The following is a 19634-nucleotide window of genomic DNA, read 5'->3' as shown; positions in this document are numbered from 1 at the left end:
TCACCTGCTTTACCAAGTTCTACTGTATATACTCTCTTACGGGAGCGAATGTCTTCCTGTGATGATCTGTGACACCATGCTCCTTGATAGCTCTTAAGTGTTCAGCGGTTCCATACCCCATATTTGCCCCGAATCCATATTGCGGGAATTCGATACTGAGCTCCTTCATCAACCTGTCTCTCGTAACTTTGGCAATAATCGAGGCTGCCGCGATGGATATGCTTCTGGAATCGCCTTTAATCAGCGCTTCAAACGGATAAGGTGTGTCCAGCTTGACGGCATCAATCAAAAGAAAATCAGGAGTGATCCCCAGTTGATTCACAGCTGAAAGCATCGCTTTCTTGCTGGCCTGGAGTATATTGATTTCATCTATTTCTGCAGCGTTGATCAGTCCTACCCCGACTGCCAGGGCTTCAGACATGATGACCTCAAAATATTCATCCCTTTTTGATTCTGTCAGTTTTTTTGAATCATTGAGACCTGGAAGATAAAAGTTCTCCGGGAGGATGACTGCCCCTGCAACCACTGGCCCGGCTAAAGGACCTCGTCCGGCCTCATCAATCCCGGCTATATACTCGAACCCTTCCGATCGATATTTCCTCTCAAAGGAAGTCATGTTGACGAATTGTTCATGGACTTGTTTCTTTTGCTCTTCCTGTCTTTCCCATTTCAGGACTAGTTTTTGTACGCCTTTACGGCTATCATTTCTTAAGCCTTTCAGGAACTCTTTCTTTACTTCCTCTTTCCCGAAAAGCTGCTGTTCAATTTCACCAATTGTATATTTCTCCATAAAAAATCTCCTAGTAATACTTCTTTATTATGTATCGGCAGTTTAAACCAAAAATAAAGGCCCTGGACTCAGGACCTTTATTTTTGAGTGTCATTTTCTATTTCTTCCACAGAAGTCAAGTCCTCAGGTCGTTCAAAGGATAGCGGACCTAATTTTTCTGTCCGTATCTCCCTGATTACAAGCTCTGCGACTTTATCATAATCAACGTATCCACCAGGCATTCTGCAGCCTCGAAAATCGCCAATCTGATCAAATAGCTCGACAATTTCCTCTGGGAGCTCGGAAAGCTTGTATCTCTCCTGCAGGCGTTCTGGATAATGCTTTTCCAGGAATCTCAAAGCATATACGGCCAGATCCTGAAGGTTGAGAATCGTATCTTTGATTGCCCCAGTAACTGCTAGCTTTGTTCCTACTTCCTGGTCCTCAAACTTTGGCCAAAGGATTCCCGGAGTATCTAGCAGTTCCAGTTCCTTGCCGACCTTAATCCATTGCTGTGATTTTGTGACGCCAGGCCGGTTCCCGGTCTGGGCGATATTTTTACCAGCAAGCCTGTTGATCAGTGTCGATTTCCCTGCGTTTGGAATTCCGACAATCATCGCCCTGATGGCTCTCGGCTTGACCCCTTTTGATTTCAAGCGGTCGAACTTGTCTTTCAGGAGAACCTTTGACTCCTGGACTATTTGCTTTAAGCCTGTACCGGCCTGAGAGTTGATCGCCAGAGCAGTGATTCCTTTTTCGCGGTAGTATCGCAGCCATTGTTCTGTTACAGATTTATCGGCCATATCCGCTTTATTAAGTAAAACGATTCTTGGTTTATGCTGGATGATTTCATCTATCATTGGATTTCTGGACGAATACGGGATCCGCGCATCCACCAATTCAAAAATGACATCCACGAGCTTTAATTTTTCCGTGACCTCTCTGCGAGCCTTAGCCATATGGCCTGGAAACCATTGGATCGTCAAAGCAGCCACCTCCTATCTGTTTAGCAATCTCCCGTATGCCTCTTGGGATCTTGTCATGTCCTAGTCTATTGTACGAATATCTTCAATAGGCCAATAGATGATGCTGGTCTTTCCCAGCACCTCTTCAAAAGGTACAGTGCCAATGTGGCGGCTATCCTTGCTGAAACGGCGGTTATCACCCATAACGAAAAGATGGCCTTCAGGTACAGTCTCCCTGCCGATTTTCTCCTCCAGTGTGAAAGGATCAGTCAGCGGTCCATCGATCACCTGTTTTTTATATTCTTCCAAGTATGGTTCTTCGTATGCTTTCCCATTCACATATAACGTATCATTTTTATATTCTACTTTATCACCGGGAAGACCGATTACTCTTTTTATGTAATCTTTGTTTTCGGGTGCATGAAAGACGATGATATCAAATCTTTCTGGCTCCCCAACTTTATAGCTAAGCTTATTCACGATCATTCGGTCCTGGTCGTGGAGTGTAGGCATCATCGATAAACCGTCCACCACTATTGGCGCAAATAAAAAGTATCGAATAACCGCTGCCAGCACGACAGCAATCAGAAGTGCCTTCGTCCATTCCCATAGTTCATTCTTCTTTTTCTCGGCCATTCTTTTCCCACCATTCCAAAATATATGTTGTTTGAGTACATAACTTTATTTTACATAAGTCAGACAAGATAAACACGATGGGCTATGATTTTTTAAAATAAATTTAATAATACTTTTAAATCGAGTTCCGTTTTTTATAAATATTGCATTTCGCCAAAAGAATTTGAATGAAAAAGGAGCTTGGCTAGGCAAGCTCCTTTTTGACAATCATTCTTATCGAATTTCTTTAATACGCGCTTTCTTACCACGTAGGTTACGTAGGTAGTAAAGTTTCGCACGGCGTACTTTACCGCGACGGATAACTTCAAGCTTCGCGATTTTTGGTGTGTGAACAGGGAAAGCACGCTCAACGCCTACTCCGTAAGAAATCTTACGAACTGTAAAAGTTTCGCTGATTCCACCACCACGACGCTTAATCACTACACCTTCAAACAACTGGATACGTTCGCGAGTTCCTTCGACAACCTTAACGTGTACACGTACTGTGTCACCAGGACGGAAAGATGGAAGATCAGTGCGAAGTTGTGCTTTTGTGATTTCTTCGATTAATTGTTGCATCGTTTTCAACTCCTCCCACGAATGCTCTTGCACACTTTCGTTGCAGCGGAACATTGTTATAAGCGGCATACAGCACGTTTGCTTTTAGCCACAAGAAGTATCTTAACATAAACAGGGCCTGACTGCAATATTATTCATTAAGTTTTATCAGTTCATCAAGCCATTTTCTCTGCTGCTCTGTCAGCTCTGCTTCTTCAAGAAGATCGGGCCTTCGCTGCACGGTCCTTCTAAGGCTTTCTTTCATCCGCCACTCCTCAATCAGTTTATGGTTCCCAGAAACCAAAACATCAGGGACCTTCAATCCGCGGAAGTCAGCCGGTCTTGTATAGTGAGGATGCTCGAGCAGGCCAGTGCTGAAGGAATCCTGGATATGCGACTCTTCACTGCCCAGTACACCAGGACGCAGGCGCACCACACTGTCAATGACGACCATCGCTCCAAGCTCTCCGCCGGTCAGTACATAATCTCCGATCGAAATTTCATCGGTGATCACATGTTCACGGATTCGCTCATCATATCCCTCATAATGGCCGCAGATAAAAATCAAATGCTCTTCCTTTGCCAGCTCTTCCGCTTTCTTCTGTGTAAACCGTTCTCCCTGAGGGCACATGAGAATCACTCTTGGGGAAGTGCTTTTTGCGCGCTCCTTTAAATCAGACACGGCATCGAAAATTGGCTGAGGCTTCAACACCATGCCAGCACCGCCGCCATATGGATAGTCATCCACAGTCTGGTGTTTATTATCAGCAAAGTCCCGAAAGTTGACGATATTATATTGTGCTGCCCCTTTTTCAGCAGCCTTTTTCAGAATTGAATGACCAAGTACACCCTCAAACATTTCTGGAAAAATAGACAGGACATCGATGTTCATCATGAAAGAAGCCCTTCCATTGGCTCAATGATAATAACCTTTTCCTTGACGTCTACTTTTTTCACTATATCCTCGATATAAGGAATCAGGACTTCCTTGCCCTTGGCTCCCTTTACAACCCAGACATCATTGGCACCTGGAGTGAGGATCTCAATTACCTTGCCGAGCTCTTCCCCCTCAGTTGTAAACATGTTGCAGCCGATAATATCCTGAAAGTAAAATTCGCCTTCCTCAAGTTCGCCGCGCTGTGTTTCCGGCACTTTAAGGATGCCGCCTTTCATTCTTTCTACCTGATTGACATTTTCGAAACCTTCAAATGTCAGCAGGTTGAAATTCTTATGGGTCCTGTGGCTTTTCACTACCAATTCCTCCGGCTCCTTTGAACCAGGCATGAATAAAAATAACGTATTCCCTATCTTGTAGCGTTCCTCAGGAAAGTCAGTCCTCGATATCACCCTAACTTCCCCACGTATCCCATGTGTATTTACAATTTTTCCGACATTAAAATACTTTTCCATTGTTCAATCACCTCTCGCGAATTTCGGACACGATGCCATCTTTCACAATAATAGTCTTTCCTGAAAGAAACTCATCCCATTGGTCACCTACGCTTACATCGACGACACCCTGCAACTCCGTTTCTTTAATTTCACTCCCTAGCGGGAGAATATGTAGTTGTTCTATTTGAAAATCCAGGAGTTTGATTTTTTCTTTGTGAACTTTAATTTCTTGTTCAAAATGCTTCTTCAGTGTTTCAGGCGGAAATTTCCTGGATTTTTCCAGCTTCTTCAATTCAAATCTCAGTTGATCGCATTCTTTTTGCAGCTGAAGCTTTCTGGAGTGATATTTTTGGTGGATTTTTCCCTTGCTTTCTTCTGTCAGTACCTGTTTGACAATGATTGTTTGCAGTACCTTCAAAGCATTTCCTCCTTAAAGCCAACCTTATCACAGCATTATTTTCCAGACCTCTCCCGGGCTGTTCCAGACCTTTCTCAAGGCTGGTTCCTGGTTACAATTGCATCTTAATACTTATCATTATTACAAGTATCTATTATACCTTAATTTCTACAAATAGAAAAAAGGAGGGTTACCCCTCCCTTCTCAAACAATCATATTGTATTATCGTATCTGATTGTTATTCGACGATTTCCAAGAAAATCTTCTTTTGCTGTGATGAGCCTGCTGCATAGACTACTGTTCGAATCGCCTTTGCAACGCGTCCCTGCTTACCAATTACTTTGCCCATATCACTTTTGCTGACGGAAAGCTTATAGGTAACGCGCTGATCCTCTTCATGTTCATTTACATGGACATCTTCAGGAAAATCAACAAGTGGCTTCACGATCGTCTCGATTAATTCTTTCATGGGCGTGTCCACAATTACTTGCTTAGCTTAGCGTTGTGGAATTTTTCCATGATACCTTGCTTAGAGAACAAGTTACGCACTGTATCAGATGGTTTTGCACCGTCGTTCAACCACTTAAGAACTAACTCTTCGTTAAGTTCAACCTTTGCTGGTTGAGCAACCGGGTTGTAAGTTCCGATAGACTCGATGTAACGACCGTCACGTGGTGAACGGGAATCAGCTACTACAATACGATAGAAAGGAGACTTTTTAGCTCCCATACGCTTTAAACGAATTTTTACTGCCATTTTAAATAAGCACCTCCGAATAGTTTCACACAAGATAGAATAATACCAAATTGAAAACAGCTTGTAAAGTGTTTTTTCTTTACAGACTGGAAATACCTGAATTTACAAGTTAAAAAGGGTTGAACGGCATCTTGAAACCGCCTTTTTTCTTGCCTTTTTGCTGCATGTTTGTCATCTGTTTCATCATCTTTTTCATATCTTCGAACTGCTTAAGCAGGCGGTTGACTTCCTGTATGGATGTTCCGCTACCCTTTGCAATCCGTTTCCGCCTGTTGGCGTTGATGATTTCCGGATGAGTCTTTTCGTTTGCGGTCATCGACTGAATGATCGCCTCGACATGCGAAATCTGTTTTTCATCGATTTGAAGATTGTTCATGCCCTTGATTTTATTCGCACCCGGCATCATTTTCAGGATTTCATCCAACGGTCCCATCTTCTTTACCTGGCCCAGCTGGTCCAGGAAGTCATCAAGGGTAAATGATGCTGTACGCATTTTCTTCTCGAGCTCTTTCGCTTTTTCTTCATCGACGTTTGCCTGGGCTTTCTCGATTAGCGTTAGGACATCACCCATACCGAGAATTCTTGATGCCATTCTTTCAGGGTGGAAAGCCTCTAGTGCATCAAGCTTTTCACCGAGACCGACAAATTTGATCGGAGTATTGGTAACAGCGCGTATTGACAGCGCGGCACCGCCTCGTGTATCACCGTCAAGCTTTGTCAGGACGACACCCGTCAAACCTAACTGTTCATTGAAGCTCTGGGCAACATTGACGGCATCCTGTCCTGTCATCGCATCGACGACAAGGAAGATCTCATCAGGCTTTGAAAGCTCCTTGATCTGCTTAAGCTCATCCATCAAGTTTTCGTCAACATGAAGACGACCAGCTGTATCGATCAGAACATAGTCATTATGGTCTTCCTTCGCTTTGGCAATTGCCTGCTTTGCGATTTCAACAGGGCTGACCTGGTCTCCCAGTGAGAAAACCGGCATGCTCAATTGCTTGCCGAGCGTCTCAAGCTGCTTGATGGCAGCTGGACGATAGATATCCGCCGCTACAAGCAATGGCTTACGGTTGTACTTTTTACGCAAGAGATTCGCAAGCTTTCCGGTTGTAGTCGTTTTACCTGCACCTTGCAGCCCGACCATCATGATGACTGTCGGCGGGCGATTTGCGGCAGCAATCTTGCTTTGCTCGCCTCCCATTAACTCAGTAAGTTCCTCTTTAACAACCTTGATGACCTGCTGGCCTGGTGTCAGGCTTTTTACAACCTCCTGGCCAACTGCCCTCTCAGTGACTTTCTTAACGAAGTCTTTTACAACTTTAAAGTTAACGTCAGCCTCAAGTAGAGCCAGACGGACCTCTCGCATCATTTCTTTTACATCCGCTTCCGATACCTTGCCTTTTCCGCGGATTTTTTGCATTGTATTTTGCAGTCGGTCGGCCAATCCTTCAAATGCCATATAATGTGCCTCCCTAGTCTAATTTCTCAAGCTCGGCTATCATTTCATTTAAATCGTAGTTGTTTTCTCCATTGTCCATAAGCTCTTTCATTTTTAAAATAAGCTCACTTCTTTTCTGGAATTTCTCGAACAACAACAGCTTCTCTTCGTACTCCTCGAGCATGGCTTCCGTCCGTTTGATGTTGTCGTATACAGCCTGCCGGCTAACATCATACTCTTCAGCAATTTCCCCGAGCGAATAGTCATCAAGATAGTATAGAGCCATATAACTGCTTTGTTTTGGAGTAAGCAATGCCTGATAAAAGTCATACAAATAATTCATGCGGTTCGTTTTCTCAAGCACTTCGATTCCCCCATGTTAAGTGAAATACCTTTACATTAAGAGTTTACACACGATCATCTTCCCTGTCAAGAAATGTTCTTTACAGAGATTTGTTGGTATATCAAGATTCCTCCGCTGCTTCCTCTTCCTCAACAAGGTCCGCGAACAGTCCATAAACATATCTTTCAGCATCGAATTCCTGAAGATCATCCATTTTTTCGCCTAGCCCTACAAATTTAACCGGAATGTTCAGCTCATTGCGGATTGCAAGTACAATTCCGCCTTTCGCCGTACCATCAAGCTTAGTCAGGACGATGCCGCTCACATCAGTTGCTTCTTTGAAGGTTTTAGCCTGGATCAGGGCGTTCTGCCCTGTCGTTGCATCAAGCACAAGCAGGACTTCATGAGGAGCGCCCGGAACCTCGCGCTCAATGACACGCTTAACCTTTTCAAGCTCCTTCATGAGATTGACCTTATTTTGCAATCTGCCGGCAGTATCGCAAATCAGGATATCTGCCTTTCGTGACTTCGCGGACTGGACAGCATCATACATGACAGCAGCGGGGTCAGACCCTTCTGCCTGCTTGATGACGTCGACACCAACGCGATCACCCCAGACTTCAAGCTGTTCGATTGCACCGGCGCGGAATGTATCTCCTGCTGCAAGAAGGACCTTCTTTCCTTCACTTTTGAATTTATGGGCTAATTTACCGATTGTCGTTGTTTTGCCGACACCATTGACACCGACGAATAAAATGACTGTCAGCTCATCTTCCTGGATGTTCAGCTGGAACGAGTCATCATCAGACCCGGCCTCATAGATATCAACTAGCTTCTCGGAAATAACAGACTGTACGTCTTTTGTGTCCTGGATGTTGCGGCGCTTAACCTCTTTTTTCAGCTCCTCGACAAGTTCCATTACTGTGTCAAAGCCTACATCAGCCTGGATCAAGATTTCTTCAAGTTCTTCGAAAAATTCTTCATCCACTTTCCGGTATCTTGATACAAGATCGTTCACTTTGTTAGAGAAATTATCCCTTGTTTTCGTCAAGCCATCTCGAAATTTCTCAGTGACGCTCTCAGTCTGTGTCGTAAACTTTTCTTTTAATTTCTTAAAAAAACTCATGGTTCCATCGCCTTCCTACTTTAATTCAAAAATATCTCTTTCCGTTAGATGAATAGACTAGTTACGGCTCCAGGCTTCTCGAGACGGAACAAGGTGTTTTCGCTTTTCTTAGGCCTTCACAAGTTCATTCGAATCTTCAAGCCGGACGGATACCAGCTTGGATACCCCTGATTCCTGCATGGTTACACCATATAGGACATCTGCTTCCTCCATTGTACCCTTACGGTGTGTGATGACGATAAATTGTGTTTCTTCACGGTATTTCTTCAGGTATTGAGCAAAACGGTATACATTGGCTTCATCCAATGCAGCCTCAACCTCATCAAGGATACAGAATGGTACTGGACGGACTTTCAGGATGGAGAACAATAAAGCAATCGCGGTCAACGCCCGCTCACCGCCAGATAATAGCCCGAGGTTTTGCAGCTTCTTTCCGGGAGGCTGAGCGACAATTTCGACCCCTGTGTTCAGCAGGTCTTCAGGCTGTGTCAGCCGCAGGTCCGCTCTTCCGCCACCGAACAACGCCTGGAACACAGACTCAAAGTGTGAGCGGATGGCAGTGAATGTATGTTCAAATCGTTTTTTCATCTCGTGGTCCATTTCCTCAATGACAAGGAATAATGTGTCCTTCGCTTCCTGGAGATCATTCCTCTGCTCCAACAGGAATTCATAACGCTCTGATACACGCTCGTATTCTTCAATCGCACCCAGATTTACTGTTCCTAGTTCCTCTATCGCCATTTTGATGAGCTTTACTCTTCTTCTTGCCTCATCAGCAGGAATTGTCAAAGGATACTGTTCCTTTGCCGCTTCAAATGAGAGCAGGTATTCTTCTCGAAGATGGGCAAGCTTATTGTCCAATTCTACATCAAGCCTGTTCAGCTTCACTTCTTCGTCCTTGAGCACCCCATTGATGCCCTTAAGCAATCTCCTAAGCTCCTTTGATTCTAACTCCTGATCTTCCAGCTTATTCTGAAGCTCAAGCCGCTCATTTCTCCGTGAAGAAATCAGCATAAGCGTTTCATTTTTGTCCTGGAGCTTTCTTTTTGCCGCTTCCTCCAATTGCGTTTCTCCGGAGGAGCTATCGGTCATTTCAGAGGAAAGAAGAGATAAATCTTCTATAAGGGTATCCAATTTCTTCGACTGCTCTTCTGCCTGTATAACTGCAGAATCCAGCTTTTCCTTCACATGGGAACGCTGTTCTTTCTTGGATGCCAGGCTGATCTTCAAATCACTGATTTCCGAAATAAGAGTATCCTTGGAAGTAGAATTCGAGTTCTTCAGCGCAGTCAAACGTTCTATTTCTTTATCAAATTGAATAAGATCCTTCCGATACTTTGCTAATAAGCCGTCAAGTTCACCCAATCTGGATTCTAGCTTTGCCTTGTCTGAGTCTAGCTGGGTCTTTTCGGAATCGTATACCGATAAGCGTTCATTGATATTCTTCTGTTCCAGCTCCACTTCCCGCAAGTCACCCTTCAAGCTTTGCTGCTTAAAACGAAGCTCTTCTCCTGTTTTTCGCAGCTCTTCCAACCTTGCTTCACTGGCTTGCGTTTCAGCCTTTAATGATTTCACTTTCGATTCAAGCAAGTTTGTCTTTTCTTCCATATCAGCTAGCTTATTTGTTAATTCTTCTAATTCACCCTTACGGCTAAGCAATGAACTCGATTTTTGTTTAACGGCCCCCCCAGTCATAGAACCTCCAGGATTGACCACATCTCCATCAAGCGTGACGATTCTGCTGCGGTATTGCAGCATTTTGGCAATTTCATTTGCACCCTTTAAATCTCTGGCAATCACAACATTGCCAAGCAAGCTTTTTACGACTTCAGCATACTTTTGATCGAATTGAATCAAATCAGCAGCAGTGCCGATATACGCACTATTCCCAGAAAGAAGCGCGAGCTGTGATGAGGCGAGATACTTGCCCTTGATGATGCTAAGAGGTAAGAAGGTTGCCCTGCCGAAGGATTTTTGCTTCAGAAACTGAATTGCAACTCTGGCATTCTCTTCGTTTTGGACAACAATATGCTGCATTGCACCGCCAAGAGCTGTTTCAATTGCTGTTTCATATTGTTTAGGAACATGGATTAATTCTGCAATCGCTCCTTCAATTCCCTGAAGACGAGTGTCCCGGGCTTTCAGCACTTCTTTTACACCTTGGAAAAAGCCAGAATAATCTTCTTCCATTTCTTCAAGCATTTCCTTCTTTGATTTAGCTTGCTGGAGGTACTGATATGCCTGATAGAGTGTTTTCTCTTGCTTCTCATAGTTATTTTTGAAAGATTCAAGCTTCTTCTGTTCTTCAAAATAGATCCTTGCCTGTTCCTCTAATTCCTGCTGTGAAGAAACGACTTTTTTCTCTATTTCTGCTTTCTTTTCATTGATTTCGTCGCGAATCGAGACAAAACGATCGTTTTCATTGTCCAGCTTTGACCCTTTGGCTGCTTGCTGCTGCAGCTGCTGTTCGATATAGATTTTTTCATTTTTAGCGCCTGCCTGTTCGTTCAGCACCTCGATGTAGTCGCTTTTGATTGAATCGATCTTAATCTCGACATCTTCACTGTAAAGCTTTAGTTGCTCCTGTTTCTCCTGAAGTTCTTTCTGAAGAGCAGAAGCTTCCGCTGATAATACATTTACTGATTCTTGGTACTCAGCCTTCTGTTTTTCCAACAAGGAAACAGAAGAAGTCAGTTCCTCGATATTCTTTTCGAGCTGACCTTTGTTCTGTGAAGCGTTCTTCTTTCGTTCCTTTAGAACTTCTCTTCTGCCTTCCAGCTTTTCAAGCTCTTCACTGGCATGCAAGAGCACGTTTTGCAAGTCGCTGACCGATTCATCCAGCGCAGCAAGCTGGTCCCTCATTTTTTCAATTTCCGCTTCTTTTTTCTGAAGTACGGCAGACTGCTGGATTTCACCTTCTTTATGCTGTTCAAGCTGCTTGGACAGCTGTTCCCATCGGCCATGCAGTTCTTCGATTTCATAAGCAGTAAGCGCAACTTCAATCTGTTCAAGCTCTTCTTTTTGCTGTAGATAATCCTTTGCAATCGAAGCCTGAATCTTCAATGGCTCTACCTGGCCTTCTAACTCGTGTATGATGTCTGTTACACGATTTAAATTCTCCTGCGTTTCAAAAAGCTTACTTTCTGCCTTTTTCTTCCTGGATTTATATTTTAGAACACCAGCAGCTTCTTCAAATATCGTCCTGCGATCCTCAGGCTTGCTGTTGAGTATTTCCTCAACCCTGCCCTGGCTGATAATGGAGAAAGCTTCACGGCCAAGTCCGGAATCCATGAATAAATCAATAATATCCTTAAGTCTGCAATTCTGCTTATTGATCAAATATTCACTGTCACCTGAACGGTAAACACGCCTTGTTACGCTCACTTCATTGTAATCGAGCGGCAAAGATTGATCTTCGTTATCGAGGGTTAATGTTACTTCCGCAAAATTCAGCGGCTTCCGCGAATCACTTCCGGCAAAGATGATATCTTCCATTTTTGCACCACGGAGCGACTTAGCTGATTGTTCCCCTAAAACCCAGCGGATGGAATCAGTAATATTGCTTTTCCCGCTTCCATTAGGACCAACTACAGCGGTCACACCAGGAACGAATTCTACTGAGATCCTCTCGGCAAACGATTTAAAGCCGACCACATCTAATCGTTTTAAAAACAATATGGCTCTCCCTTTCCAGTTAAACTATTTCTAAGATGACAAGAAAAGCGCAAGCGCCTTTGTCAGCCCCGACAAGCGACTCGAGGTGCTAGGCGCTGGAGCTAGACAGTTGTAATACTTTCTAGATATATCTTCTTTTTGCGAGAACCGTCCTATTTGTCGCCCGCTTCCATGTTCGCTTCCATATGGGACTTCAATTTCTCAAGTGCCATCTGGGCTGCATGCTGCTCTGCTTCCTTTTTCGAGCGCCCTGTCCCTGTTCCCAATTCTTGCCCATTAAGGAAAACGCGGGATTCGAATTCACGGCTGTGCGCTGGACCAATCTCCTTCATAATCCGGTATTCAAGCGAGCCTGCACCATCCCGCTGAACGAGCTCCTGAAGCTGGCTCTTAAAATCCATCACATGAGAAAAAGCACCGTCATTGATTTTTGGAAACACAATTTCTTCTAGGAAGGTAGTGACTGTTTCAATTCCCTTGTCCAAGTATAAGGCACCGATGAAAGCCTCGAAGACATCAGCCAAAAGAGCCGGCCTGGTTCTTCCGCCTGTCATTTCCTCTCCCTTACCAAGCAAAACGAGTTCACCAAAGGAAAGCTCGTTGGCAAAGGCCACCAGCGATGGCTCACAAACTACAGCTGCGCGCAGCTTTGTAAGCTCTCCTTCACTCATCATTGGATACTTTTTATACAAAAATTGGGATACAGTCAGTTCCAAAACAGCGTCACCAAGAAACTCTAGCCTCTCATTATCTTCATGGGGCTTCCTGCGATGCTCATTCACATAGGATGAATGTGTAAAAGCCTGTCTTAAAAGCTTATCACTATCAAAATGAATACCAATAGTGTCCTGGAATTCTTTGAATTTCTGCTCCTTTGCGCGGATATTCTTTTTTTCTCTTTCTCTTCCATTGTTGCGCATGATTTATTCCACCTTGCTCATAATTTAAAGCTGTCATTGCATGAATTGCTGTTTTAAATGATTATGCATTTTACAAAACAATACAGACTAATAACAGTTTACAAAAAACATCGTATATAAAGCAAAAAAACTTGGCTTAATTCCAGTAGATTACTTAATTATAAGGAAAACATAAGGAGTTTTTTATACAGAAGCTAGTTTCGCGGGGATGGTCGCTTTTCGTATAAAAATATTTGCCGGATATAAACAGGCTTCTTCTTCATGACCGCCTTAGCCTAATACACCTTCTGATCCGGCAGCCGAGTATGAGATGACCATGTACAGAAGAAAGCCCCGTTTATAAAAACGGAGCTTCTTAGTAAATCGATCAATTACATTTGGCTATTTATGTAGTTAACAGCGTCACCAACTGTACCGATTTTTTCAGCATCATCATCAGAAATTTCCATGTCGAACTCGTCCTCTAATTCCATAACTAATTCAACAACATCAAGGGAATCAGCACCAAGATCATCTTTAAAAGATGCCTCTAAAGTTACTTGAGATTCTTCTACTCCCAAACGGTCAACAATAATTTTTGTTACGCGTTCTAAAACGTCTGCCATGCTTGTTCACCTCCCCTCAAGCCATTATAGTTGATTTCATTTAATTAATAAATGGCTGTAATAATTTTTTAACTAAGAAAAATTATTTCACTCTCACCCAAAGAGTGTCCAAATTATCAATAAATCTTACACTGGTTATTTCCAGATATTCTACATCACCATGCCGCCGTCTACGTGGAGGGTTTGGCCTGTCATATAGGCACTGTCTTCGGATGCCAGGAAGATGACGGTTCTTGCAATGTCTTTTGGCTCTCCGAGACGAGCCAACGGTATTTGCTTCAGCATTTCAGTTTTTACATCCTCGTTTAACTTATCGGTCATGTCTGTCGTAATAAAGCCTGGAGCTACAGCGTTCACGGTGATGCCTCTTGACGAAAGTTCCTTCGCGGTTGTTTTCGTAAGCCCGATTACTCCGGATTTTGCAGCAACATAGTTTGCCTGACCGGGATTCCCACTGACGCCAACAATAGAAGAGATATTGATGATTCTGCCGCTTCTCTGCTTCATCATTTGTCTTGTAACTGCTTTCGTACACAAGAAGACACCTTTTAGATTGATATTGATTACATCATCCCATTCGGACTCTTTCATCCTCATCAATAGGTTGTCTTTTGTTATACCCGCATTGTTAACAAGTATGTCAACCTTGCCGAAACGCTCGATTGTTTCTTTTGTCATATCAGTCACTGATTCAGAGTTGGAGACATCTGCCTGGATAGCAAAAGCATCCCGTCCCATCGCCTTGATCTCATCTACCACTTCAAGCGCTTTTGATTCACTGCCTGCATAGTTGACAGCCACAGACGCGCCTTCCCTCGCAAGTTCTAAAGCAATTTCGCGCCCAATCCCGCGTGATGCTCCTGTTACCAGCGCCACCTTACCTTCTAGTCTCATTCCTTCTCCTCCTTCAGGGCAGCAACAGCTGCTTCACATGTTTCTGCGTCATATATTGCGAACGTCTTTGCCGAACGGTCTACTTTCTTTACAAGCCCAGACAAAACCTTACCTGGTCCGATCTCGATAAAAGTATCTACGCCGAGTTCCAGCATTTTGGACACTGAATCCTCCCATAGTACTGGAGAATAAAGCTGCTCCACTAGTCTTTTTTTGAATTCGGAAGCTTCAGTCATCGGTTCAGCAGTTACATTTCCAATCACCGGGACAGACGCATCGTTTATTGCAATATTGTCCAACACAGCTTCAAATCTTTCAGCTGCCGGCTTCATTAGTGATGAATGGAATGGACCGCTGACATCAAGAGGAATAACCCGTTTTGCACCAGCTTCCTTTGCTTTTACAGCAGCTTCTTCTACTCCACTTTTCGAACCAGAAATTACGATTTGTCCTGGACTATTCAAGTTCGCCAGCTGAACAGGTTTTCCGCCAGCTGTAACTGTTTCGGTTACATCCATTAGCTTTTGGCGGTCCATGCCTAGGACAGCAGCCATTGTTCCTTCTCCATTCGGTACAGCTTCTTCCATGAATTCGCCACGTTTGCGGACTGCATACACTGCGTCTTCGAACGAGATAGCTCCAGAAGCGACCAATGCAGAATATTCACCCAGGCTATGTCCGGCAGTGTAATCCGGCTTGATTCCAAACTGGCTGAAATAATTCAAGATCGCAATACTAGTTGTCAAAAGAGCAGGCTGAGCATTTGTTGTGAGCGTGAGCTTTTCTTGCGGTCCCTCAAAAATCAAGCTGCTTAAGCTTTCACCCAGAACCTCGTCCGCTTTTTTAAAAGTTTCTGAGACTGATTGCTCTGAATCTGCAAGGGCCTGTCCCATCCCAACTGTCTGCGATCCCTGACCTGGAAACAAAAAAGCGATTTTCCCCATGAAAGATTCCCCTTTAACTCGTTATTTTTACGTTCATCATAACTTCAATTACTTTTCAAATTATCATTTTTCCACGGCAGTTTTGATCGTTCCGGAAACATCCTTCTCTACCATTTCTCTCGCCTGACGGATTGAATTAAACACCGCATTTGCATCAGATGATCCATGAGCTTTGATTACAGGTGCCTTAAGGCCGAAAAGACCAGCCCCGCCATATTCTGTGTAATCCATCTTATTTTTGAGCACTTTCAGATCCGGCTTTAGAACAGCCGCAGCCATCTTGCTTTTAAAACTGGAAGTCAAAGCTGATTTAAGCATTTTAAACACCGACATTGCAGTACCTTCAATCGTCTTCAGGACCATATTTCCAGTAAATCCATCTGCCACCACAACATCAGCGACTCCATCCAGCAAATCCCTTGATTCCACATTACCTATGAAGTTGATGTCTGCATCCTTCAATAATTCATACGTGTTACGTACAAGCTCATTGCCCTTCTTTTCTTCTGTGCCAATGTTCAACAAGCCAACACGCGGATTTGTGATTCCTCTTGCCTTCTCGCTGTAAATCGATCCCATAATCGCATATTGGACGAGATGTTCAGGCTTAGCATCAGCATTAGCTCCTACATCAAGAAGCAGGAAGCCTTCTCCGCCAATTGTAGGGAGAGTAGGCGCAAGGGCCGGCCTTTCGATCCCTTCTATTCTTCCAACCACGAACAAACCAGCAGCCATCAATGCTCCCGTATTTCCGGCAGAAATGCAGGCATCTGCTTTTCCGTCTGCAACTAGCTGGGCTGCAAGGACCATTGAAGCTGTTTTCTTTCGGCGCACTGCTCTGACAGGTTCATCTGTCCCGAGGATTACTTCTTCTGTATGATGAATTTCAATCCGCTCTTCATTCGTCAGATGCTCTTTGATTTTACTCTCGTCGCCGATAAGCACGATATGTATGTCATTATATTTTTCTACTGCTTTCATTGCTCCGAGGACGATTTCTTTTGGTGCATTGTCTCCGCCCATCGCATCTACTGCTAGCCTCATCGCATTTCATCCCTTACTTTTCATTTTTTGAACGGTACATTTCAAATTCACCTTTAAAAACAAGCTCATTGTTCACATAACTCTTCACTTCTACATGGGTCCGGCCATTGTCATCATCGATTTTTTCGACTCTGGCTTTGGCTATTACCCGTTCACCTTCTTTTACCGATCTTGTGAATTGGATATTCGCTTTAGCCGTCAATGCCAATTCATCATTTATGACTGCTACCGCCAGTGAATTCGCCTGCGCAAACAAATGGTGCCCCCTGGCGATTTTATTTCGTCTAAATACATGTTCACTTTTTATATCAAGTATTGATATAGCACTTTGGTCAAGTTCGATATCAATGATTTCTCCAATTACTTCTTCAAGCGGCAATGAACGGACTTCATCTTCAAAACGTTTTTCTGCCACGTTCTTTATTCTTTCCCTAAGTTCTGGAATAGATAATTCTAGTCTATCCAGCCTTATTGTCTGGATACTGACAGTAAATTTTTCAGCCAGTTCCTCATCGGTTATAAAAGGATTTTCTTTTATCGTCTCAGTCAACATTGACTGTCGTTCTCTTTTGTTGCGTTTCATTTATTTAACACCGCCCGAGCTATTAAGACTAGGTACTAATAGTAGTATATATATTATAAAAAGAGATTGCAAGAAGAAAAAATAGAAAAGCGGAGGCGACACTAGACAAGCGTCTCGAGGAGTTAGGAGCCGCAGCTAGACACTTATCTTTATGCAATAAGTTGATACTTTCTAAAATGCCTCAAAAAAAGAAAGCAGACTCACAACTGAATCTGCTTAAGTCCATGCTATGAATCTTGTAAGAGTAAATAGATTCAGTCAGGTCAATCCAGTTTCTCATTGGCAAGAGCACCCGTTTCCGCTAGATACTCCCGCAATAATCTATATTTTTCACCATGCCAAAAAGCTTCTGACTGGACCAGCAAGGTCGCGTCATTCCTTGCTGTTTCTAACGCACGATAATCATGGACCATATCTGCTACCTTGAATTCCGGCAGGCCGCTTTGTTTTTTGCCAAAGAAATCGCCTGGACCCCGCAGCTCTAAATCCTTTTCACTAAGAACAAACCCATCATTCGTTTCGGACATTATTTTCATTCGCTCTTTTCCGACTTCGCTTTTAGGATCTGCAAGCAATATACAGTACGATTGGTCACTGCCACGGCCGACCCTGCCTCTTAATTGATGAAGCTGTGCGAGACCAAATCTCTCAGCATCATAAATGAGCATGACAGTCGCATTCGGGACATTGACTCCTACCTCGACAACTGTAGTCGAAACGAGGACTTGCACCTCATTTTCACTAAAAGCCTTCATGACCTGGTCTTTCTCATCCGAATGAAGGCGTCCGTGCATAAGACCGACCTTGTAACGCTCTTTAAAATAAAAACTCAATGTGCTATGGACATCGATTGCATTCTGGACATCCAGCTTATCAGACTCCTCAATAAGAGGACAAATCACATAGGCCTGTCTTCCTTTTGCGAGCTCTTTTTCCATGAAGGCAAGTACTCGCTCAAGCATTTCATGTTTGGCCCAATATGTTTCGATCGTTTTACGGCCAGCTGGCATTTCGTCGATCACAGAGACATCCATTTCGCCGAATACGGTAATTGCCAAAGTTCTTGGTATTGGAGTCGCAGTCATGAACAGAACATCAGGGTTTTCCCCTTTTTCCCGAAGAACCCGTCTTTGTTCAACGCCAAAACGGTGTTGTTCGTCCGTAATGACGAGACCAAGGTTTTGAAAATCCACTTCATCCTGAATCAAAGCATGCGTTCCAATCAATACGTCAATTTCACCAAGTTTTAGCTGTTCGAGCATCTCTCTTCTTCGCTTGCCTTTAACAGAGCTGGTCAGCAAAGCAACTGTTATTCCAAACGGCTCAAGTAACTGTGTCAGTGACTGCGAGTGCTGTTCAGCCAGGATTTCGGTCGGGACCATCAATGCACCTTGATAACCAGCGGACTTTGCTGCATAGAGAGCTATCGCAGCAACTACTGTTTTACCTGAGCCCACATCCCCCTGAAGGAGACGATTCATTCGGTAAGGGGATTTCATGTCACCAAGAATTTCATTTACCACTCGCTTTTGTGCCCCTGTTAATGGAAAAGGCAGCCCTGTGATGAACGCCATTAGGTTATCCAATTCATATGAAATGGCAATTCCCGGACTTTGTTCACGTTCCAGCTTCCTCAATGACTGCATTTTAAGCTGGAATAAGAGAAACTCCTCGTAAACAAATCTTCTTCTCGCCTGCTTCATCTCATCAGACCCTGATGGGAAATGCATGATTCTTAATGCATCTCTTCGATTAATTAACTTATATTTCTGCAGTAGCTCTGACGGAAGTATTTCACCTATTTCATAGCCGTATTGCGAAAATGCTTGCTTGATCAGCCTCCTGATCGTTTTCACAGTCATTTTCCCTTTCACAGCATACACAGGTTCAAAATCCTGACTTTTCGCTTGCTCTCCCACCGTCATTTGAGTAGCGGTTATTGTCTGCCTGTGCTGATCCCATTTCCCGGTAACAGTGATTGTTTCTCCAACATTTATTTTTTGTTTTAAATACGGCTGGTTAAAGAAAGTGGCAATGATTAAGTACCGGCCTACAAGCAGCCTGACTGTAAGGCGGTTTTTTTTACGACCATAATATACTACAGAAGGTTCACTGTGAACTTTCCCCTCAACCGTGACTCTTTCTTCATGCTTGACTTCTGCCAGGTCCTTCAGGCGATAATCCTCATATCGGTACGGGAAGTATTCAAGCAAGTCACCGACAGTCCTGATCTGCATATCTGCCAGAGTATCCGCCATTTCATTACCGATCCCTTTTACTGCTGTTACAGGTTGTTTTAGTTGTTCATTCACGATTATCAAGCGGTATACCGAAAATTCTGGCCTCCAGCTCCCGGCCAATCGGTGTTGCCGCTCCCCCTCCTCACGCTGTTTCTGGAGTTCTGCTTTTACCGTTTTTGACTGCGCGGCTCACTTTCTGGCAATGCAGGGCCTCTGCTTTTACCGTTTTCGCCTGTGCAGCTCATTTCCGGGTAATGCAGAGACTCTGCTTTTACCGTTTTTGACTATGCTGCTCACTTTCGGGTAATGCAGCTGCTATTACGTTTAACTAAAATTTGCAATCACCTATAAAAACTTCTTTATATAC

At 43.7% G+C, this 19634-nt stretch carries 20 protein-coding genes; all 20 read right to left on the bottom strand.

The window, feature by feature from the left end; genetic code table 11:
* Positions 1-19: 19 nt before the first annotated feature.
* The 20 genes from CD004_RS07440 to recG all read right to left on the bottom strand — a co-directional run bounded on the left by CD004_RS07440 (position 20) and on the right by recG (position 19339).
* Complete coding sequence (locus CD004_RS07440; RefSeq protein ID WP_102262178.1) at positions 20-790, bottom strand: ribonuclease HII; 771 nt, start codon at positions 788-790, stop codon at positions 20-22.
* 77 nt (positions 791-867) lie between these two features.
* On the bottom strand, positions 868-1755 hold the full coding sequence (ylqF, locus tag CD004_RS07435) for a ribosome biogenesis GTPase YlqF (protein ID WP_102262177.1): 888 nt from the start codon (positions 1753-1755) through the stop codon (positions 868-870).
* 60 nt (positions 1756-1815) lie between these two features.
* Entirely contained in the window at positions 1816-2370 is a 555-nt protein-coding gene (lepB, locus tag CD004_RS07430) for a signal peptidase I (RefSeq protein ID WP_102262176.1), read from the bottom strand.
* 213 nt (positions 2371-2583) lie between these two features.
* A complete protein-coding gene (rplS, locus tag CD004_RS07425; RefSeq protein ID WP_102262175.1) occupies positions 2584-2928 on the bottom strand; it encodes a 50S ribosomal protein L19 in 345 nt (114 codons plus the stop codon).
* A gap of 130 nt (positions 2929-3058) precedes the next feature.
* Positions 3059-3799 (bottom strand): tRNA (guanosine(37)-N1)-methyltransferase TrmD, encoded by a 741-nt coding sequence (trmD, locus tag CD004_RS07420; protein WP_158651624.1) that lies wholly within the window; start codon positions 3797-3799, stop codon positions 3059-3061.
* Positions 3799-4317: a ribosome maturation factor RimM gene (gene rimM / locus CD004_RS07415; protein WP_102262173.1), complete on the bottom strand. Its 519-nt coding sequence runs from the start codon at positions 4315-4317 to the stop codon at positions 3799-3801. Before rimM ends, trmD begins: the two co-directional genes overlap by 1 nt.
* A 7-nt stretch (positions 4318-4324) precedes the next feature.
* On the bottom strand, positions 4325-4717 hold the full coding sequence (locus CD004_RS07410; protein ID WP_102262172.1) for a YlqD family protein: 393 nt from the start codon (positions 4715-4717) through the stop codon (positions 4325-4327).
* A 217-nt stretch (positions 4718-4934) separates the two neighbouring features.
* On the bottom strand, positions 4935-5165 hold the full coding sequence (locus tag CD004_RS07405; RefSeq protein WP_102262171.1) for a KH domain-containing protein: 231 nt from the start codon (positions 5163-5165) through the stop codon (positions 4935-4937).
* A gap of 14 nt (positions 5166-5179) precedes the next feature.
* Positions 5180-5452 carry a 30S ribosomal protein S16 gene (gene rpsP, locus CD004_RS07400; protein ID WP_041964495.1) on the bottom strand — a complete coding sequence of 91 codons (273 nt, stop codon included), beginning with the start codon at positions 5450-5452 and terminating at the stop codon, positions 5180-5182.
* A gap of 109 nt (positions 5453-5561) precedes the next feature.
* A complete protein-coding gene (gene ffh, locus CD004_RS07395) occupies positions 5562-6914 on the bottom strand; it encodes a signal recognition particle protein (protein ID WP_102262170.1) in 1353 nt (450 codons plus the stop codon).
* 13 nt (positions 6915-6927) lie between these two features.
* Positions 6928-7236, bottom strand: a complete 309-nt coding sequence (locus CD004_RS07390) for a putative DNA-binding protein (RefSeq protein ID WP_233435015.1) — start codon at positions 7234-7236, stop codon at positions 6928-6930.
* 121 nt (positions 7237-7357) lie between these two features.
* The gene (gene ftsY, locus CD004_RS07385; protein WP_102262168.1) at positions 7358-8362 is read right to left on the bottom strand and encodes a signal recognition particle-docking protein FtsY; all 1005 of its coding nucleotides are present in this window, start codon (positions 8360-8362) and stop codon (positions 7358-7360) included.
* 108 nt (positions 8363-8470) lie between these two features.
* Complete coding sequence (gene smc, locus CD004_RS07380) at positions 8471-12037, bottom strand: chromosome segregation protein SMC (protein ID WP_102262167.1); 3567 nt, start codon at positions 12035-12037, stop codon at positions 8471-8473.
* 152 nt (positions 12038-12189) lie between these two features.
* Positions 12190-12957, bottom strand: a complete 768-nt coding sequence (gene rnc / locus CD004_RS07375; protein WP_102262166.1) for a ribonuclease III — start codon at positions 12955-12957, stop codon at positions 12190-12192.
* A gap of 371 nt (positions 12958-13328) precedes the next feature.
* On the bottom strand, positions 13329-13562 hold the full coding sequence (locus tag CD004_RS07370) for an acyl carrier protein (protein ID WP_102262165.1): 234 nt from the start codon (positions 13560-13562) through the stop codon (positions 13329-13331).
* Between the two features lie 150 nt (positions 13563-13712).
* Positions 13713-14456, bottom strand: a complete 744-nt coding sequence (fabG, locus tag CD004_RS07365; RefSeq protein WP_102262164.1) for a 3-oxoacyl-[acyl-carrier-protein] reductase — start codon at positions 14454-14456, stop codon at positions 13713-13715.
* On the bottom strand, positions 14453-15400 hold the full coding sequence (gene fabD / locus CD004_RS07360) for an ACP S-malonyltransferase (RefSeq protein WP_102262163.1): 948 nt from the start codon (positions 15398-15400) through the stop codon (positions 14453-14455). The genes fabG and fabD overlap by 4 nt, the downstream gene beginning before the upstream one ends.
* A 63-nt stretch (positions 15401-15463) precedes the next feature.
* Positions 15464-16444, bottom strand: a complete 981-nt coding sequence (plsX, locus tag CD004_RS07355; protein WP_102262162.1) for a phosphate acyltransferase PlsX — start codon at positions 16442-16444, stop codon at positions 15464-15466.
* 13 nt (positions 16445-16457) lie between these two features.
* Positions 16458-17027, bottom strand: a complete 570-nt coding sequence (fapR, locus tag CD004_RS07350; protein ID WP_102262161.1) for a transcription factor FapR — start codon at positions 17025-17027, stop codon at positions 16458-16460.
* A gap of 263 nt (positions 17028-17290) precedes the next feature.
* Positions 17291-19339 carry an ATP-dependent DNA helicase RecG gene (gene recG / locus CD004_RS07345; RefSeq protein ID WP_102262160.1) on the bottom strand — a complete coding sequence of 683 codons (2049 nt, stop codon included), beginning with the start codon at positions 19337-19339 and terminating at the stop codon, positions 17291-17293.
* Between the last annotated feature and the right edge of the window lie 295 nt (positions 19340-19634).

The sequence above is a fragment of the Mesobacillus jeotgali genome (genome assembly GCF_002874535.1).
GTDB classification, from domain to species: domain Bacteria; phylum Bacillota; class Bacilli; order Bacillales; family Cytobacillaceae; genus Mesobacillus; species Mesobacillus jeotgali.
This window is presented reverse-complemented; position numbering and strand designations above follow the sequence as displayed.

Coding starts and splice junctions, on each gene's coding strand:
- fabG (WP_102262164.1), bottom strand. CDS start 14,456: ATGAGACTAGAAGGTAAGGTGGCGCTGGTAACAGGAGCATCACGCGGG.
- CD004_RS07370 (WP_102262165.1), bottom strand. CDS start 13,562: ATGGCAGACGTTTTAGAACGCGTAACAAAAATTATTGTTGACCGTTTG.
- trmD (WP_158651624.1), bottom strand. CDS start 3,799: ATGAACATCGATGTCCTGTCTATTTTTCCAGAAATGTTTGAGGGTGTA.
- CD004_RS07390 (WP_233435015.1), bottom strand. CDS start 7,236: ATGAATTATTTGTATGACTTTTATCAGGCATTGCTTACTCCAAAACAA.
- CD004_RS07440 (WP_102262178.1), bottom strand. CDS start 790: ATGGAGAAATATACAATTGGTGAAATTGAACAGCAGCTTTTCGGGAAA.
- rimM (WP_102262173.1), bottom strand. CDS start 4,317: ATGGAAAAGTATTTTAATGTCGGAAAAATTGTAAATACACATGGGATA.
- lepB (WP_102262176.1), bottom strand. CDS start 2,370: ATGGCCGAGAAAAAGAAGAATGAACTATGGGAATGGACGAAGGCACTT.
- rnc (WP_102262166.1), bottom strand. CDS start 12,957: ATGCGCAACAATGGAAGAGAAAGAGAAAAAAAGAATATCCGCGCAAAG.
- ftsY (WP_102262168.1), bottom strand. CDS start 8,362: ATGAGTTTTTTTAAGAAATTAAAAGAAAAGTTTACGACACAGACTGAG.
- fabD (WP_102262163.1), bottom strand. CDS start 15,400: ATGGGGAAAATCGCTTTTTTGTTTCCAGGTCAGGGATCGCAGACAGTT.
- rpsP (WP_041964495.1), bottom strand. CDS start 5,452: ATGGCAGTAAAAATTCGTTTAAAGCGTATGGGAGCTAAAAAGTCTCCT.
- rplS (WP_102262175.1), bottom strand. CDS start 2,928: ATGCAACAATTAATCGAAGAAATCACAAAAGCACAACTTCGCACTGAT.
- fapR (WP_102262161.1), bottom strand. CDS start 17,027: ATGAAACGCAACAAAAGAGAACGACAGTCAATGTTGACTGAGACGATA.
- CD004_RS07405 (WP_102262171.1), bottom strand. CDS start 5,165: ATGAAAGAATTAATCGAGACGATCGTGAAGCCACTTGTTGATTTTCCT.
- ffh (WP_102262170.1), bottom strand. CDS start 6,914: ATGGCATTTGAAGGATTGGCCGACCGACTGCAAAATACAATGCAAAAA.
- plsX (WP_102262162.1), bottom strand. CDS start 16,444: ATGAGGCTAGCAGTAGATGCGATGGGCGGAGACAATGCACCAAAAGAA.